This is a genomic window from Nocardia sp. CA-151230 (genome assembly GCF_050942175.1).
In the GTDB taxonomy this organism is placed as follows: Bacteria; Actinomycetota; Actinomycetes; order Mycobacteriales; family Mycobacteriaceae; genus Nocardia.
In genome coordinates this window covers 1,977,833-1,994,343 of the sequence record NZ_CP192061.1, presented here as the reverse complement: position 1 = coordinate 1,994,343, position 16,511 = coordinate 1,977,833, and the positions used below count along the sequence as shown (strand labels likewise).

General features: G+C 68.7%; 12 protein-coding genes and 1 pseudogene. 5 read left to right on the top strand and 8 right to left on the bottom strand.

Features of this window, described 5'->3' with window-relative positions:
- Positions 1 to 12 precede the first annotated feature (12 nt).
- The 5 genes and pseudogenes from serB to ctaD all read right to left on the bottom strand — a co-directional run bounded on the left by serB (position 13) and on the right by ctaD (position 6,191).
- The gene (gene serB / locus ACQP1O_RS08855) at positions 13 to 1,260 is read right to left on the bottom strand and encodes a phosphoserine phosphatase SerB (RefSeq protein WP_433565352.1); all 1,248 of its coding nucleotides are present in this window, start codon (positions 1,258 to 1,260) and stop codon (positions 13 to 15) included.
- Positions 1,261 to 1,440: 180 nt separating this feature from the next.
- A complete protein-coding gene (locus ACQP1O_RS08850; RefSeq protein ID WP_433565351.1) occupies positions 1,441 to 2,400 on the bottom strand; it encodes an NAD(P)H-dependent flavin oxidoreductase in 960 nt (319 codons plus the stop codon).
- Positions 2,401 to 2,447: 47 nt separating this feature from the next.
- Positions 2,448 to 3,020, bottom strand: coding sequence for a CBS domain-containing protein (locus ACQP1O_RS08845; RefSeq protein ID WP_433565350.1), 573 nt, complete (start codon positions 3,018 to 3,020; stop codon positions 2,448 to 2,450).
- 70 nt (positions 3,021 to 3,090) lie between these two features.
- Positions 3,091 to 3,966, bottom strand: a pseudogene (locus tag ACQP1O_RS08840) (chloride channel protein); the annotation flags it as partial.
- Positions 3,967 to 4,454: 488 nt separating this feature from the next.
- Positions 4,455 to 6,191: an aa3-type cytochrome oxidase subunit I gene (gene ctaD, locus ACQP1O_RS08835; RefSeq protein ID WP_433565349.1), complete on the bottom strand. Its 1,737-nt coding sequence runs from the start codon at positions 6,189 to 6,191 to the stop codon at positions 4,455 to 4,457.
- 296 nt (positions 6,192 to 6,487) lie between these two features.
- Between ctaD and ACQP1O_RS08830 the strand changes: the two genes are divergently transcribed.
- Complete coding sequence (locus ACQP1O_RS08830) at positions 6,488 to 7,513, top strand: ABC transporter substrate-binding protein (RefSeq protein ID WP_433567625.1); 1,026 nt, start codon at positions 6,488 to 6,490, stop codon at positions 7,511 to 7,513.
- Positions 7,514 to 7,727: 214 nt separating this feature from the next.
- On the opposite strand, the gene nrdF is transcribed toward ACQP1O_RS08830, so the two are convergent.
- Positions 7,728 to 8,690 (bottom strand): class 1b ribonucleoside-diphosphate reductase subunit beta, encoded by a 963-nt coding sequence (nrdF, locus tag ACQP1O_RS08825; protein WP_402769549.1) that lies wholly within the window; start codon positions 8,688 to 8,690, stop codon positions 7,728 to 7,730.
- A 287-nt stretch (positions 8,691 to 8,977) separates the two neighbouring features.
- Positions 8,978 to 10,354 carry a magnesium transporter gene (gene mgtE / locus ACQP1O_RS08820; RefSeq protein WP_433565348.1) on the bottom strand — a complete coding sequence of 459 codons (1,377 nt, stop codon included), beginning with the start codon at positions 10,352 to 10,354 and terminating at the stop codon, positions 8,978 to 8,980.
- Positions 10,355 to 10,721: 367 nt separating this feature from the next.
- On the opposite strand from mgtE, the gene ACQP1O_RS08815 reads away from it, so the two are divergent.
- Together ACQP1O_RS08815 and ACQP1O_RS08810 are read left to right on the top strand one after the other, a co-directional pair.
- Positions 10,722 to 11,390 (top strand): response regulator transcription factor, encoded by a 669-nt coding sequence (locus tag ACQP1O_RS08815; protein WP_354835110.1) that lies wholly within the window; start codon positions 10,722 to 10,724, stop codon positions 11,388 to 11,390.
- Positions 11,387 to 12,691: a sensor histidine kinase gene (locus ACQP1O_RS08810; RefSeq protein WP_433565347.1), complete on the top strand. Its 1,305-nt coding sequence runs from the start codon at positions 11,387 to 11,389 to the stop codon at positions 12,689 to 12,691. The genes ACQP1O_RS08815 and ACQP1O_RS08810 overlap by 4 nt, the downstream gene beginning before the upstream one ends.
- Positions 12,692 to 12,715: 24 nt before the next feature.
- Here the strand turns inward: ACQP1O_RS08810 and ACQP1O_RS08805 are convergent, their stop codons facing one another.
- Positions 12,716 to 13,981: an MFS transporter gene (locus tag ACQP1O_RS08805; protein ID WP_433565346.1), complete on the bottom strand. Its 1,266-nt coding sequence runs from the start codon at positions 13,979 to 13,981 to the stop codon at positions 12,716 to 12,718.
- A gap of 57 nt (positions 13,982 to 14,038) precedes the next feature.
- Here ACQP1O_RS08805 and ACQP1O_RS08800 point away from each other — a divergent pair, with 57 nt between their 5' ends.
- Positions 14,039 to 14,695: a histidine phosphatase family protein gene (locus ACQP1O_RS08800; RefSeq protein ID WP_433565345.1), complete on the top strand. Its 657-nt coding sequence runs from the start codon at positions 14,039 to 14,041 to the stop codon at positions 14,693 to 14,695.
- A 313-nt stretch (positions 14,696 to 15,008) separates the two neighbouring features.
- Entirely contained in the window at positions 15,009 to 16,286 is a 1,278-nt protein-coding gene (locus ACQP1O_RS08795) for a PucR family transcriptional regulator (protein WP_433565344.1), read from the top strand.
- Positions 16,287 to 16,511 lie beyond the last annotated feature (225 nt).

The following is a 16,511-nucleotide window of genomic DNA, read 5'->3' as shown; positions in this document are numbered from 1 at the left end:
CGCCCACAAGCCTCAGCGCGGCAGCGGCACCCGGCGGATGCCGCCGTCGCGGGCATCGGCCGCCTCGACCTCGTCGCGGGTGACGCCCAGGATGAACAGCACCGCGTCCAGGAACGGATGCGACAGCGCCGCGTCGGCGACCTCACGGAGCGCGGGCTTGGCATTGAACGCGATGCCCAGCCCGGCGGCATTGAGCATGTCGATGTCATTGGCGCCGTCGCCGACCGCGACGGTCTGATCCATGGCCACCCCGGTCTCGGCCGCGAACCGGCGCAGCGCAACGGCTTTCGCCTCCCGGTCCACGATCTCCCCGACCACCGCGCCGGTCAGCTTGCCGTCGCGGATCTCGAGGGTGTTGGCCTGCACGAAGTCCAGTTCCAGTTCGTGCGCCAGCGGCTCGATGACCTGACGGAAACCGCCGGACACCACGCCGCAGCGGAAACCCAGGCGGCGCAGGGTGCGAATGGTGGTGCGGGCGCCGGGGGTGAGCTCGATCCGCTCGGCGACCTCGTCGATGACCGAGGCGTCCAGCCCGGCCAGGGTGGCCACCCGCTGACGCAGGGATTCGGAGAAGTCGATCTCGCCGCGCATGGCCGCCTCGGTGACCTTGCGGACCTCCTCCTCGACACCGGCGTGCGCGGCCAGCATCTCGATGACCTCGCCCTGGATGAGGGTGGAGTCCACATCGAACACGATGAGCCGCTTGGCCCGTCGCGCCAGACCCGCCCTCTCGACGGCGACGTCCACGCTCTCCTTGGCGGCGACCGTGGCCAGCGCGGTGCGCAGCTCGGTCTCGGCGTCCGCGTCGGCGGTGGGGACGGTGACCATGAGTTCCAGGCCGGTGACCGGATAGTCGGCGATGCCGCGAATTGAGTCGATGTTCACCCGCTGCGCGGCCAGCTTGCGCGCGATGCCGCTGAAGGCGCGGGCGGTGACCGGCGAACCCAGCACCACGACCGCGTGGGTGGACAGCTTCGCGCCCGAGACGGCGCTCGCCCCGATCTCCACATCGACATCCATGCCGATGGAGGCCATGGCGTCCTCGAGCTGATCCTGCAACGCTTCGGGATCGGTGGGACACGACACCAGCACGCCCAGGGTGAGCCGGCCGCGAATCACGACCTGCTCCACATCCAGCAGGCTGACCGCGCTGTTGGCCAGCGCGGCCAGAAGTACCGATGTGACGCCCGGCTTGTCGGGTCCGGTGACCGTGACCAGAACCGTCGTGTCAGCGCTCCGCCTCCCCGCGCTTGCACTCAATCGATAACTCCGTTCCATGTGATTGCCTGTCCCGCCCGACATGCGGCGGCAGCTCATTCTGTCAGGTCGGAGCGAACGGGACCGCGCCGACCGCCGCCGACGGTGGCGGGCATCACGCCGCCCGAGGTCAGCGACCGGACCGCCGGAGGCCAGGGCGACAGCTGACCGAGGGTCGATGTGTCAGCGCCCGAGCAGGCGCGCGGCGCCCGAACACATTTCGGTCAGCACGCCGGCGACCGGGCGCACCGCGGTGACCAGGCCGACGCCCTGGCCCGCGTCGACCGGGGCGATACGCGGGTCGTCGGCGGCACCGGCGGTGGTCAGCTCGGACCGCGCGGCGGAGTCAGCGGCCAGCTCGGCGAGGTGGTCGTGCCAGCGCGCGGTGAAGTCGTTGCGCAGCACCCGGGCCGGAAAGCGCTGCGGCCAGGGCAGTTCCATGCCGACGTCGAAGGTCCGCGTCACGATGGTGTCGGTGTCCTCGGCCGCGAGCAGGGCCCGCCGGCCGCCCGGCGACAGCAGCGATTCGGCACAGGCGGCCAGGGCGGTCCCCAGCCACACGCCCGAGGCTCCGGCGGCCAGCATCGCGGCGACCCCGCGCGCCGAGCCGATCCCACCGGCGGCCAGTACCGGACCCGGCACGGCGTCGAGCACGGCCTCCAGCAGCGGTAGGGTCGCCAGTTCGGGAGCGCCGTGCCCGCCGCCCTCCAGACCGCGTGCCACCAGGACATCGATGCCGGCATCGTGCGCACGCCGGGCATCGTCGACGGTGTAAACCTGTGTCGCCGTGCAGATTCCGGCGGCGCGAGCCCGGTCGGCCCACGACAGGTCGGACCCGAAGCTCACCGACAGCAGCGCGGGTGCGGCCGAGAGGGCGAGCTCGAACAGCCCGGGACGAGCGGCCACCACCCAATCCACCAGACCGATCCCGACAGGACCGGCAGCGTCGGCGACATGCGGCAGTTCCCGCTCGAGGGCCTCCACCGACCCCGCACTCCCCATCCCGATCATGCCCAGGCCACCCGTCGCCGCGACCGCGGCCGCCAGCCTGCCGCCGGCCACCCCGCCCATCGGCGCGTTCACCACCGGCAGCCGCAGCCCCAGCGCACGCGACCACTCCGTGGACAGTCCTGTTTCCGACATCGCTCCCGGATCCTCCATCAGCCAATAGCAGCACATCGATCATGGCGCTAGGCCGTCGCGCCGACCTCGACGCGGGAGGGCCGGATCGTCGGCAGGCGCAGAATGCGCTGGGCGGCATGTTCCTCGTGGTGGTCACGGACCCGGCCGGCGAGCAACATCGTGAGGCTGACCATGCCGAGCACAATGTCCGGATTGTTGCGATCCACAACCGGGAGGCGGTCGATGTCGTTGGCGGCCATGGTCATTGCGGCCGCGCGCAGGGTCTCGTCGGGGTGGGTGACCGTGGCGGGGATGCACAGCCGGCCGAGGGTCAGGCCGGATTCGCCATCGTGCACGACGGTTTCGAGGGCGGTGCGGGTGACGACGCCGAGCAGGCGGCCGTCGACGTCCAGGACCGGGTAGAGCATCTGCCGCCGGCCCACCAGCTCGGCGGGATCGTGGCCGGAGATGGCGGTCAGCGCGGCCCCGGCGGTGACGTCGCCGACGAAGGCCCGCACATCGCGCTGCATGACCTCGCCGACGAACAGGATCTCCAGCGGGTCGACGTTGTATTCGCGGGACAGGTGGAAGCCGCGGCGGGCGATCTTCTCGGTCAGCACCGACCGCTCGAGCACCAGCACCAAGAACGCGTACGCCCGTGCACGCGCCGATGATGAGCGGCAGCAGTGTGTCGAAGCGGTGGGTCAGCTCGACGGCGAACACCACCCCGGTGATGGGTGAGCGCATCACGCCGCCGAGCACCCCGGCCAGTGCGATCAGGGCCCAGAAGCCCGGGCCCACGGCGGGAAACACGTGCGCCTCCAGCGCGCCGAGCGCGCCGCCGATCATGAACATGGGCGCGAGCACGCCGCCCGAGGTGCCGGATCCCAGCGACAGCGACCAGATCAGGGTCTTCACGATCAGGATGCCGACCACCAGGCCCAGTCCGATCGACCCGTCGAGTTCGGCCCCGATCACGTCGTAGCCGACGCCGAGGGCCTGCGGCACGAACAGCCCGCCGACGCCGATGATCACCCCGCCCAGGGCGGGCCACCACATCCAGTGCACAGGCAGCCGCCGGAAGCCGTCCTCGGAGGCATAGACCAACCGGGTCGCCACCACGGCCAGCAGGCCGCACGCTATGCCGGAGACCACGCACAGCGCGCAGGTGAGCGCGGTGATGTGCAGCGTGCCCGCCGCCGGGAACAGCGCGCCCGAGCCGAGCAGTGCCGGGCGCAGCACCGCCGCCACCGACACCGCGGTCGCGACCGGCACGAAACTGCGTGGCCGCCACTCGAACAGCAGTAGTTCGACCGCCAGCAACAGCGCCGCGAACGGCGTATTGAAGGTGGCGGCCATGCCCGCGGCCGCGCCGGAGACCAGCAGCGCCTTGCGCTCGTCCGCGGTCAGGTGCAGGAACTGCGCGAGCAGCGAGCCGAGCGCGCCGCCCGTCATGATGATCGGTCCCTCCGCGCCGAAGGGTCCGCCGCTGCCGATCGAGACCGCGGCCGACACCGGCTTGAGCGCGGCGACCCGGGGCGCGACCTTGCTGCCGCCCAGCAGGATCGCCTCGATGGTTTCGGGCATGCCGTGGCCGCGGATCTTCTCCGACCCGTAGCGGGCCATGAGCCCGACGATCAGGCCGCCCAGCACAGGCGCGCCGAGAATCAGCAGCGGATTGTGGTGCGTCGCGCCGGCGGACACCGGATCGGCGCTGAGCCGTTGGTACCAGACCAGATTGGTGATCAGCGCGATGAGATGGGAGAGCGCCCAGGCCGCGCAGGCGCCGAGCGCTCCGATGGGCACGGCGAGGGCCGCGATGAACAGCATTCGCGGGGTCGCGGTGAAGTCGGCCAGATGACCGACATCGCGCCACGCCGCCGCGCTCGTTCCCGGCCGCTCCCGAACCACTAAATCATGCATATGACAACTGTTGCACAGTGCGCTTGTCGAGGGAAAGCCGGGCGGGCCCGTCACCGGCAGCTATACGAAACGAGTGCGACCGATCACCCCGCAAAACACTGCGGCACCCGTCGTGAGACGGGTGCCGCAGTGTTGTTCAGGCTGTCAGGCGACTAGCTGGAAACCTTGTCCAGCTCCTTGACGGTGTGGGACTTGGAGCCCCAGCCGACATGGGCCTCGGCGCGCATGCGCTCGACCATGTGCGGGTAGTGCAGCTCGAACGCGGGACGCTCGGAACGGATGCGCGGCAGCTCGTAGAAGTTGTGCCGCGGCGGCGGGCAGGAGGTCGCCCACTCCAGCGAGTTGCCGTAGCCCCACGGGTCGTCCACGGTCACGACCTCGCCGTAGCGGTAGGACTTGAAGACGTTCCAGATGAACGGCAGCATCGACGAACCCAGGATGAAGGCACCGATCGTGGAGATGGTGTTCAGCGTGGTGAAGCCGTCCGAGGGCAGGTAGTCGGCGTAGCGACGCGGCATACCCATGTTGCCCAGCCAGTGCTGCACCAGGAACGTGGTGTGGAAGCCCACGAAGGTGGCCCAGAAGTGCCACTTGCCGAGGCGCTCGTCCATCATGCGGCCGGTCATCTTCGGGAACCAGAAGTAGATGCCCGCGAAGGTGGCGAACACGATGGTGCCGAAGAGCACGTAGTGGAAGTGCGCGACCACGAAGTAGGTGTCGGACACGTGGAAGTCCAGCGGCGGCGAGGCCAGGATGACGCCGGACAGACCACCGAAGAGGAAGGTCACCAGGAAGCCGACCGACCAGAGCATCGGGGTCTCGAAGGTGAGCTGACCGCGCCACATGGTGCCGATCCAGTTGAAGAACTTCACACCGGTCGGCACCGCGATGAGGAACGTCATGAACGAGAAGTACGGCAGCAGAACGGCACCGGTGGCGTACATGTGGTGCGCCCACACCGCGATGGACAGCGCCGCGATACCCAGCGTCGCGTAGACCAGCGTGGTGTAACCGAAGATCGGCTTACGGCTGAAGACCGGGAAGATCTCCGACACGATGCCGAAGAACGGCAGCGCGATGATGTAGACCTCGGGGTGGCCGAAGTACCAGAACAGGTGCTGGTAGAGCAGCACGCCGCCGTTGGCCGGGTCGTAGATGTGGCCGCCCAGGTGGCGGTCGTAGGCCAGGCCGAACAGGGCCGCGGTGAGCAGCGGGAAGGCCAGCAGCACCAGCACCGAGGTGACGGCGATGTTCCAGGTGAAGATCGGCATCCGGAACATGGTCATACCCGGGCAGCGCAGGCAGACCACGGTGGTGAGCATGTTGACGCCACCGAGGATGGTGCCCAGACCGGAGACGGCCAGACCCAGGATCCACAGGTCGCCGCCGACGCCCGGGGAGTGGACGATGTCCGACAGCGGGGCGTAGGCGGTCCAGCCGAAGTCGGCCGCGCCACCGGGGGTGATGAAGCCGGCGGTCGCCATGGTGCCGCCGAACAGGTACAGCCAGTAGCTGAACGCGTTCAGACGCGGGAAGGCGACGTCAGGGGCGCCGATCTGCAGCGGCAGGATGATGTTGGCGAAGCCGAACACGATCGCGGTCGCGTAGAAGAGCAGCATGATCGTGCCGTGCATGGTGAACAGCTGGTTGAACTGCTCCGGCGACAGGAACTGCATGCCCGGGCGGGCCAGCTCGGCGCGCATGAGCAGCGCCATGATGCCGCCGACCATGAAGAAGGACATGGCCGTCACCAGGTACATGACGCCGAGAACCTTCGGGTCCGTCGTGGTGACCATCTTGTAGATGAACGATCCCTTCGGACCCGTCCTTTGAGGATAGGGCCGAGCCGCCTCCACAAGGCTGGCCGGCCGCGGTTCTACGGCAGTCACGAAACCTCCACAGGTATGCCATCGTTCGTACGCTGCTTCCGGCGTCCGGTTCGGCACATGACGAACGACGGTGGCTTGCGCTGTGACAGATCGTAAACCGTGTTCGGATGACGCTCGCTCCGGGTCCTACTCTGTGTCGTATTTCGGCGGCGCCGGTGTCGTAATTGGGAGTCGACGGACACGGCTGTAGGCTGCCCCGCATGCCGGTGCGCGAGACGCCTTCCACCAGAAATACGTTCGCCTCCACCTCCTCCGCGGTCGCTCCCTTTTGGCGATCTTTGCGGCATTTGCGCAGTGTGGGATTGGTCTCGGCGGCCACGCTGGTGACGGTGGGCCTGGTCGCGGGGTGCAGCAAGACCGATGACAACTCCGCCTCGATCGTGCGCACCACCACGAATATCGCGGGCGCGGGCGTGGTCGGGATCGAGCGCGACACCTCCAAGGCGTGCCCGCTGCCGTCCAGCCCGGACTCGGCCGCGGGCACGAAGTCCGTCGCCCATGCCGCGGGCACCTCGGAGGTGCCGGCCGACCCCAAGCGCATCGTGGTGCTCTCCACGTCCGCGCTGGACGCCACCTGTGCGCTGGGGCTGTGGGAGCGCGTGGTCGGCGCGACCACGCTCGCCGGTCCCGCACCGCAGCCCGGCTACCTGGGCACCGGCGTCGTCGATATTCCTTCGGTCGGCCTGGTGGGCCACCCGGATCCGGCGAAGATCGCGGAGCTGAAGCCGGATCTGATCATCGGCCCGGCCGCCGACAGCTCAGGCTATGACGCGCTGAAGGGCATCGCCCCTACGGTGCTGGTCGGTGCGGAGAACGGCTGGCAGGCCACCTTCACCGGTTTCGCGGAGGCCATGAACCGCAAGACCGCCGGGGTCAAGGCGCTCGACGACTACCGCACGGCCGCCAAGGACGCGGGCGTCGCCGCCAATGCCGCCCTCACGCAGGCGTCGGTGATCCGCTTCGAGCCCAATGCCATTCAGGTGCAGGGCGACAACAGCTTCGCCGCGCAGGTGCTGGGCGACGCGGGCGTGCAGCGGCCGCAGCCGCAGCGCGGGGACTCCTTCGACGTGACCAGCCTGAGCACCCAGGACGCCCGCAACCGGATCGAGGGCGACCTCATCTTCCTCATGTTCGACGGCAAGGACGGCCTCGACTACGGCAAGTCGATCATGCAGGGCGACAACTGGAAACAGCTCGCCGCCGTGAGCGACCGCCGCGAGTTCGCCGTCGACGACACCATCTGGCACGGCAGCGGCATCACCGCCGCCCGGGCCCTGCTCGACGACGTCCGCAACAACCTCAACGGATACGTCACGGACTGAGCTCCCCGCCTCCCCGGGCCTTCAGCGCACAGCTGAGAGCCGTGGAAGCCGGGCACGCGTGCCGGCGGTGAGGAGCAACCCGATTTCAGGGGTACCCGACGAGTTACCCCGAACGTTGCGAAATCAGTTGTCACGTTTGGCAAACGGCCCCGAGCGAATCTGCTCGGGGCCGTTGCCTTTCAGGTCAGGTGCGCTGAAGGCTCGGGGAAACGGGTTAGAACTCCCAGTCCTCGTCTTCGGTGTTGACGGCCTTGCCGATGACGTAGCTGGAGCCGGAGCCGGAGAAGAAGTCGTGGTTCTCGTCGGCGTTGGGCGAGAGGGCCGAGAGGATGGCCGGGTTGACGTCGCACTCGTCCTTGGGGAACAGGCCCTCGTAGCCGAGATTCATCAGGGCCTTGTTGGCGTTGTAGCGCAGGAACTTCTTGACGTCCTCGGTGAGGCCGACCTCGTCGTAGAGGTCCTGGGTGTACTCGACCTCGTTCTCGTACAGCTCGAACAGCAGCTCGAAGGTGTAGGCCTTGAGTTCCTCGCGCTCGGCCTCGGAGACCAGCTCGAGGCCCTTCTGGTACTTGTAGCCGATGTAGTAGCCGTGCACGGCCTCGTCGCGAATGATCAGGCGGATCATGTCGGCGGTATTGGTGAGCTTGGCCCGCGAGGACCAGTGCATGGGCAGGTAGAAGCCGGAGTAGAAGAGGAACGACTCCAGCAGGGTGGAGGCGACCTTGCGCTTGAGCGGGTCCTCGCCGTTGTAGTACGCCAGCACGATCTCGGCCTTGCGCTGCAGGTTCCGGTTCTCCTCGGACCAGCGGAAGGCCTCGTCGATCTCGCGGGTGGAGCACAGCGTGGAGAAGATCGAGCTGTAGCTCTTGGCGTGCACCGACTCCATGAAGGCGATATTGGTGAGCACCGCCTCCTCGTGCGGGGTCAGCGCGTCCGGGATGAGGCTGACCGCGCCGACCGTGCCCTGGATGGTGTCGAGCAGGGTGAGGCCGGTGAAGACCCGCATGGTGAGTTGCTTCTCATTGGCGGTCAACGTGTTCCAGGACGGGATGTCATTGGAGACCGGGACCTTTTCCGGCAACCAGAAGTTGCCGGTGAGCCGATCCCAGACCTCGGCATCCTTCTCGTCCTGCACGCGGTTCCAGTTGATCGCCGTCACCCGATCGATCAGTTTCACGCCCGCTCACACACCCTTCTCAGCTCACCGGACCCTGCGGAATTCCCTTACCCTGAACACTACTACTGGTAGGTGACATCCCCATGCAGCACAAGAAGTTGTGTATTCACGTGTCCTCGCGCTGTCCTGCGAGAATGCGAAACGGGGATGGGCAAGCACGCCACCGACTGCAGAAAATTACAGCGGTGCAATCCGTCACAACGACCCGGGGTCGGCGTGTCCGTACCCGCCCCGGGTTTGCCGATCAGCTGCCCACCACCACCGTGCAGATGCCGAGCACCACCGTGTCAGATCCCGAGCACCACTTTCGCGGTCGTGAAGTAGATGACCAGCCCGGTGGCGTCCACCAGCGTGGTCACCATGGGCGCGGAGATGACGGCCGGGTCGATGCGCAGTTTCTTGGCCAGCAGCGGCATGGTTCCGCCGATGGTCGCCGCCCAGGCGCAGATGATCACCAGCGCGATGCCCACCACCATGGCGATCTTCACGCCCACGAACAGCGTGCCGATCACCATGCCGACCGCGGCCAGCATGCAGCCCAGCAGCAGGCCGACCCGGCATTCCCGCCAGATCACGGCGAACAGGTCCGAGACCCGGACCTCGCCGACCGCCAGCGCGCGCACGCAGGTGGTCGCGGCCTGGGCGCCCGCATTGCCGCCGGAACCGATGAGCAGGGGGATGAACAGCGCCAGATGCGCGGCCTGCTCGAGGGTCGGCTCGAAGAAGTTGGTGACGGTGACGGTCAGGGTTGCGGCGACCAGCAGCAGCATCAGCCACAGGGCGCGGTAGCGGGCCAGCTGGAACACGCCCGCGGCCATGTAGTGCCCGGACCACGGGGTGGTGCCGGCCTGCCGGGCCATGTCCTCGGAGTCGGCGGCCTCGATGACCTCGACGGCGTCGTCGATGGTGAGCAGGCCCACCAGGCGGTCCTCGCTGTCCACCACCGGCAGATTGATCAGGTTGGCGCCCTGCATGAGCCGGGCCGCCCGCTCCGCCGAGTCGGTGGCGCGCACCGAGACCGGTTCGGCCGCAACCAGATCCGCGATCATGGCGTCCGGTGAGCCGAGCACCAGATCGCGCAGTTCGACCACGCCGATCAGGCGGCGGCCCGCGTCCACGACCGGCAGCGTGTAGACGGTCTCGGCGGTGCTGCCCTTGGCCCGGACGGTCTGCAGCGCCTCGGTGACGGGCAGATTCCGCGGCAGCGCAACGACTTCCGGCGTCATGTAGAACCCGACCGACCCCTCCGGATAGCCGAGCAGCGTGGCGGTCATGCGCCGTTCGCGCGGGCTGAGCCCGGCCAGTACCTTCTTGGCCACCTTGGCCGGCGCCTCGCGCAGCATGCGGGCGCGGTCATCGGGGTCCATGTCCTCGACGAGGTCCCGGAAGCTCTGATCGCGCAGGCCGGACAGGATCTGCTGCTGGTCGACGGGCTCGAGTTCCTCGAACACGGCGAGCGCGCGGTCCTTGTCGAGCAGCCGGAAGGCCATGCCGGCGGTGACCGCGTCCATGCGGGCCAGCTGCTCGGCGATGACGTGCGGCGGATGGTTGTCGAGCCACTCCACGGCGGGGGTGAGGTGGCGGCGGTCGACGATGTCGCACAGCGAATCCCCTTCGGGGCGGCGCACATCGGAGACGACAGGGTGCAGGTCGGTCTGCGTCATGGCGGAGTCCTCGGCCGGATGGCGAGTAAGAGCGTGAACAGGAGGCACCGGGGCACACCGCGGGCACCGCACCCACCGCCGCCGGAGCAGTTACCGACGGATTCGGGGGGCGATGCCACACGGCCTTCGACTGGGAGGTTCGCCGCGCATGCACCTCACCCCCTCTCGGTAGCCACTGACAGAAACAACCGTGTTCAGGATACAGCGGGTGGCCCGCGACCCTCGACCTGGCGGGGGGTTCCGTGAGAGGGTCTGAAGCCGTTGGTAGCGAGCCGGTTTGCCATCGGATCATTTTCCGATCATTTTTCGCCGATCCGGTCGCCGCAGCCGTTGGGCACGCGTCCGGGATGCCCTACTCTCTGCCTCTGTGCGTGTTTTGGTGCTAGAGGACGACCACCAGCTCTGCCGTGAGGTGACCGATGGGTTGCGCTCGGCCGGCTTCGCGGTGGACCTCGCCCAGAGCATCGCCGACGCGGATTTCAAGATCGCCATCAATCGCTACGACTGCCTGGTGGTGGATCGCGGCCTGCCCGACGGCGACGGCCTGGACCTGGTCGCCGGGGCGCGCAGCGCCGGGCACACGGTGCCCGCGCTCATGCTCACCGGCCGCGACGGACTCGACGATCGGCTGGCCGGCTTCGAGCACGGCGCCGACGACTACCTGACCAAACCCTTCGCGTTGCCGGAGCTGGTGATGCGGGTGCGGGCGCTGTGCCGCCGCCGCGAACAGCCCACCGCCTCGCGAATCGCGGTGGCGGACATCGATATCGACCTGATGCGCCGCCGGGTCACCCGCGCCGGCATCATGCTGATGCTCACCCCCAAGGAGTTCGCGGTACTCGAGCTCATGGCGACCCGGCGCGGCAGCGTGGTGACCCGTACCGATCTCATCGAGTGCTGCTGGGACGAAATGGCCGAGCCCGCCTCGAATGTGGTGGACGCGGTGGTGGCGAAGCTGCGCCGCAAGCTCGGGGAGCCGAGCGTGATCGAGACCGTGCGGGGTACGGGATTCCTCATCGGCGGCGGGATCTCGTGAGCGCACACCGCTCCCCCGCCGTGGCCCGGCTGAAACGGGCCCGCTGGATCATGACCGCGCTGGTCACCGTGATCACCGCGGCGGCCGTGCTGGTGTTCGGCTTCGTGGCCGCCTCCATCGACGCGCACGCGCGCCAGACCCGGGCACAGGATCAGGCCGAGCAGGTGGCGGGCGGGCTGGCCCGGGCCATTCAGCACGACGATAAACAGGTGCTGGACCTGTCCACCGTCATCGACGACGAGCTGGCCAAGGGGTCGACGGCGGTCGTGGTGGCGGTGCGCACACCGGGCGAGCCGTGGAAGCAGGCGCACACCTATCAGCGTTCGCTCATGCCCGATGACACCCAGATCTCCACGCTCGCAACGCAAACCGAGGATCACGCCGACGGTCTGCTCTATCAGGGCAGCCGGTTCGCGGGCACCGACATCACCGGCCGCTCGGTGACGGTGGCGGGCGCCCCGGTGTTCTGGAACGACTGGGACAGCATCGTGGTCATCCTGGCCGGAACCGAGTCCATGGCCGACGCCGGGGCGCATCGAATCCTGTTGTGGGAGTTGATCAGCGGCGGTGCGGTGCTGGTCCTGCTCTCGGCGGCGGCCACCTTCCTGCTGTCGGGGCGCAGTCAGCGCCAGGCGTTGCGCATGCTGGACGAGCACGAGCAGTTCCTCGGCGATGCCGCACACGAATTGCGTACGCCGCTCACCACATTGAAACTGCTCACCGAATCCCGGCCCAAGCCCGAGGAGGTGCAGCAGACGCTGGCCGAGGCGCGCCGGCTCGCGGATCGGATGGCGCGCCTGGTGACCGGGCTGCTGGCCCGCGCCCGCATGCAGTCCGGCATCGCCGAACCCGAGCGCACCCTGCTGCGGCTGGACCAGCTGGCCGAGGCGGTGGCCGAGGAGGCCGCCGACGAGCGCATCGTGGTGACCGCGCATCCGAGCGTGGTGGTGGGCGATCCGCAGCTGCTGAGCCTGGCGATCCGGAACATGCTGGAGAACGGGCTGACCCACGGCGCGGTGAACCGGGCCGCGCCGGTCGAGGTGCACGTGGCCGAGGGGCGGGTCAGCATTCGCGACCACGGTCCGGGCGTCGATCCGGTCATGTCGGCCAGCCCGTTCAATCGCGGCGCGGCCGGGCGCAGCGGGCGCAATGGCATCGGGCTGGCGCTGGTCGCCTGGGTGGCGCAGGCGCACGGCGGCAACGCCTCCATCGAGCCCGCGGTCGGCGGCGGCACCATCGCCACGCTGTGGCTGCCGCCCGCCGACATCACCGTGGGCAGTCCGGTCGCCGCGCACCGGTAGCGAGACCCGGTGCGCGGCCGGGGTTCACTCCGCGTCGAGCGGCCTGCGGCCGCTGATCGGACCCCAGCGGCCGATGAGCACGACCATGATCACCAGGGCCACGGTGATGATCGTGAACACCGCGCCCGGCCCGCGACGGTCCAGCAGCGGCAGCAGCAGGAACGGCTGCACGGCCGTGCTCAGCTTGGACAGTGAATAGGTGGCGCCCGACGCGGTGCCGCGCACGCTGGTCGGGAAGGACTCCGGCAGATAGGTGTGGATGGCGTCGGAGAACACATTGCTGGCCAGCGTGAACAACCCGCCCGACACCAGGATCAGCGGCACCGCGGTGGCGAAACCGAAGACCAGGCCGAACACCGCCATCAGGGCGGCGCTGCCCATCACCAGGTATTTCCGTTCCACGCGCTCCATCAGGGGAATAGCCAGCAGCGAGCCCAGCGGATAGCCGAGATAGGTGATGGCCAGGTATCCGAGGGAGTTCACCACCGTGAATCCCTTGTGCTGCAACACCAGGACCGCGAGGGTGCCGAACCCGTAGTAGCCGAAGACCTGCAGGATCATCACCGTGGAGAACAGGGTGGTGCGGCCCCGGAAGGGCTTGCGCAGGATCTCGGTGAGGGACACACGCTGCCGGGTCCGGCCCGCCTCCCAGTGCGGTGACTCCGGCATGTGCCGCCGCGCCACGAACACCAGCGCCGCGCCGAGGCCACCGAGCACGAACAACCAGCGCCATCCGTCGATTCCCAGCGGCTGCAGCGGCACCAGCCAGCGGGCCAGGAAGCCGACGGCCGGGACCGCTAGGAAGCCGAGGGTGTAGGCGGTGGCGATCATCCGCCCGCGCACCCGGGCGGGCATGGTCTCCGACAGGTAGGTGTCGGAGACCGTCATCTCCGCGCCGATGCCGAGACCGGCCAGCACCCGGGTGGCCATCAGGAACCACACGTTCGGGCTGAACGCGCCCAGCAGCGTGAATCCCGCGTACAGACCGATGTTCACCATGAACATCCGCCGGCGGCCGAACACGTCCGAGAGCCGCCCGATCACCAGCGCGCCCAGGAACTGACCCGCGAATGCCGAGGCCAGGATGCCGCTGAGCTGGTAGGTGGACAGGTGCAGCTGCTGCCGCAGCACGCCGGTGACGGTGCCGGCCAGGAACAGCTCGTAGAGGTCGAAGAACAGGCCCATGCCGACCAGGGCGACCAGCTTGTAGTGCACGGGGCCCAGCGGCCGTTCGTCCAGCCGCACGGGCGGACCGGTCCGGGCGTCGCTGGCGTCACCGAATGTGGTCATTGCCCACACTTAACATTTCGCCGGGCGGACAGCCATGGTTGCGCGCACGATATATGGGTGGACGCGACGGCAGCGGGACTGGAATCACTGACCATGGTGCGGCACGGCCAGAGCACCGTCAACGCGGCGCCGTACACCGGGGCGGAGGAATTCATCACGGGGACACGGGATGCCGATGTGCCGCTGACCGAGCTGGGCGCGGTGCAGGCGGCGGCCGCCGGGAGACGACTGGCCGGGTTCGATCCGGGCTTCGACCTGGTGCTCTGCTCGCCGTACCTGCGCACCCGCGAGACCGCCCGCATCGCGCTCGGTTTCCTGTCGACGCTGCCCGTGCACTTCGACGAGCGGATCCGGGACCGGGAGCCCGGAGTGCTGTTCGGGCTCACCAGAGTCGGCATTCAGCGCCGCTACCCGGACGAATACCGGGAGATGCAGCGCTCGGGCGGCTTCTACCATCGCCCGCCGGGCGGCGAATCCTGGCCCGACGTCGCGCTGCGGCTGCGGGCCGTGCTCCGCGAATTGCACGGCCATGTACTGGTTTTCACCCATGACATCGCAATCGTGCTGACCCGCTACATCTTCGGGGATCTGAACGAGGCCGAGATCAGCGCCCAGACCAGCGCCCAGGTCCGCAATGCGTCCATAACCCGTTGGGAGCGAGGCGATTCGGGTATGCGGCTCACCGCGTACGACGACGCGAGCCACCTGGGCTGATCATCGCCTCGGGTATGTCCACCCGGGCTGACAGGATTCCGTGCCGAGGTGGAGTCGGATAGATCACCCCGGTGGCGCTCTCGCGCCTCGGGTGTGCGCCTGTTTCACCCGCGTGCCCACGCGAATTGCCCCGCGTGGACGCCGCCCGGCTGTCATGCGGGGCCGGCCTGGCGCATGTGAGAAGTCACAAGAGCCCCGAAAGCGCATTACTGTGCCTCACAGGAGAGATCGATCCGGCCGCTGGTACCCGCGGCATGCATTAGCGTTTCAGGTCCCGGAAGGGGCACAACCCGGGGGTGGAAGGGAGTCACGGATGTCCGTGGGAATTCCGGCCCGGGCGGGGCTCACTGTGTCGGGCAACCCGATATCGTCGCCACTCAAGGATGTGCGCGGGCTCGCGCAGCACATGGTGGGGCATTTCGTCGAAACCGTCGCGCCGTGCGGGACGCTGCCCGGCGACGCCATTCACGGCGACGTCACCACCATCACCCGCACCTGCCTGGAGCTGGCGGTGGGCATGCTGGACGGGCGCGACATTCCGGAGAAGACCAAGCGCCTGGAGGAGGCCGCCGCGCAGTGGGCGCGGGAGGGCATTCCGATCGACACCATCCACCACGCCATCCACGAGGGCTTCAAGATCGGGTCGGAGCTGGTGATGGCCAACGCCATGGCCGGGCACGTGCGGCACGAGGACGACGACGGCGATGTCACGCTGATCATCGCGGCCGCCGACATGGACAGCATCATGGGCGGGACCAAGCTCGTGGTGGAGCTGCTGGACCGGATGACCTCGGCGGTGGCCATGGCCTATGTGCGGGAGCTGCGGTCGGTGGTGGGCGAACACCACACGGCCGTGCACACACTCACCTCCGCGCTGCTGGGCGGGCACAGCACCTCCACCATGGCGCGCGAATGCGGGATCGAGATCGCCGAGACGTATCACGTGCTGGCGCTGGCGATTCCAGAACATCCCGAGGAGCACTCCCCCTCCGTGGACGGTGCGGTGGTGGCGCGGCGCAAGCTGCGCCGGGTGCAGGCCGAGCTGGCCCACCGGTACCCCGACCGGGTGCTGTCGCTGCTGAGCGTGGACGGCGGCACGCTACTGGTGCCGGTCACGGCGCTCGCGGACGAGCAGCTGGACGAACTGGTCGAACAGCTGTCGCGGGCGGCCCGGGTGCCGATCACCGCGACACTGGTTTCCGCTGCGCCGCAACAGATTCCGGATGCCGCCGACCAAGCGCACGAGCTGCTCGACATCGTGCACCGACTGCGGCTGGTGCGCGGGCTGTTCCGCTTCGACGAACTGGCACTGGAATATCAGCTCACCCGGCCGGGGCCGGGCCGCGATCATCTGGGGTCGCTGCTGGATCCGCTCGACGAGCACGCCGAGCTGCTGGAGACGCTGCAGTCGCACATCAGCAACAACCTGAACCGGCAGCGCACGGCGCGCATGCTGCACGTGCACACCAATACCGTGGACTACCGGCTCAAGCGGATCGGGCAGCTGACCGGGTTCGATCCCACCCAGGCGTCGGGGCTGTGGTACCTGCGCTCGGCGCTGGTGGCCCGCACCTATCAGGCGGCGGGCTGACTCGCGGCGGCCGGCCCGCCGGCAATCGGCGGCGGGTTCAGTAGTTGGTCGGTGCCGGATCGCCGCGCAGGCGGGCATCCAGCCAGGCGAGCGCGGGCGGGAGACCGAGGACGGCGGCGGTGAGGTCGCCGGGCTGGTGGTCGGCCAGATCAGTGGGGGTGGAAGGGGTCCGGATCGGGCGCGGCGAGAAGTGGCTGTGCGACAGCCGATCCCGCGGCGAAGGTC

What these genes read in the sequence shown, in the direction of transcription:
- ACQP1O_RS08850 (WP_433565351.1), bottom strand. Translation starts at nt 2,400, where the DNA reads ATGTCGGAAACAGGACTGTCCACGGAGTGGTCGCGTGCGCTGGGGCTG.
- mgtE (WP_433565348.1), bottom strand. Translation starts at nt 10,354, where the DNA reads ATGACGCAGACCGACCTGCACCCTGTCGTCTCCGATGTGCGCCGCCCC.
- ACQP1O_RS08805 (WP_433565346.1), bottom strand. Translation starts at nt 13,981, where the DNA reads ATGACCACATTCGGTGACGCCAGCGACGCCCGGACCGGTCCGCCCGTG.
- ACQP1O_RS08795 (WP_433565344.1), top strand. Translation starts at nt 15,009, where the DNA reads ATGTCCGTGGGAATTCCGGCCCGGGCGGGGCTCACTGTGTCGGGCAAC.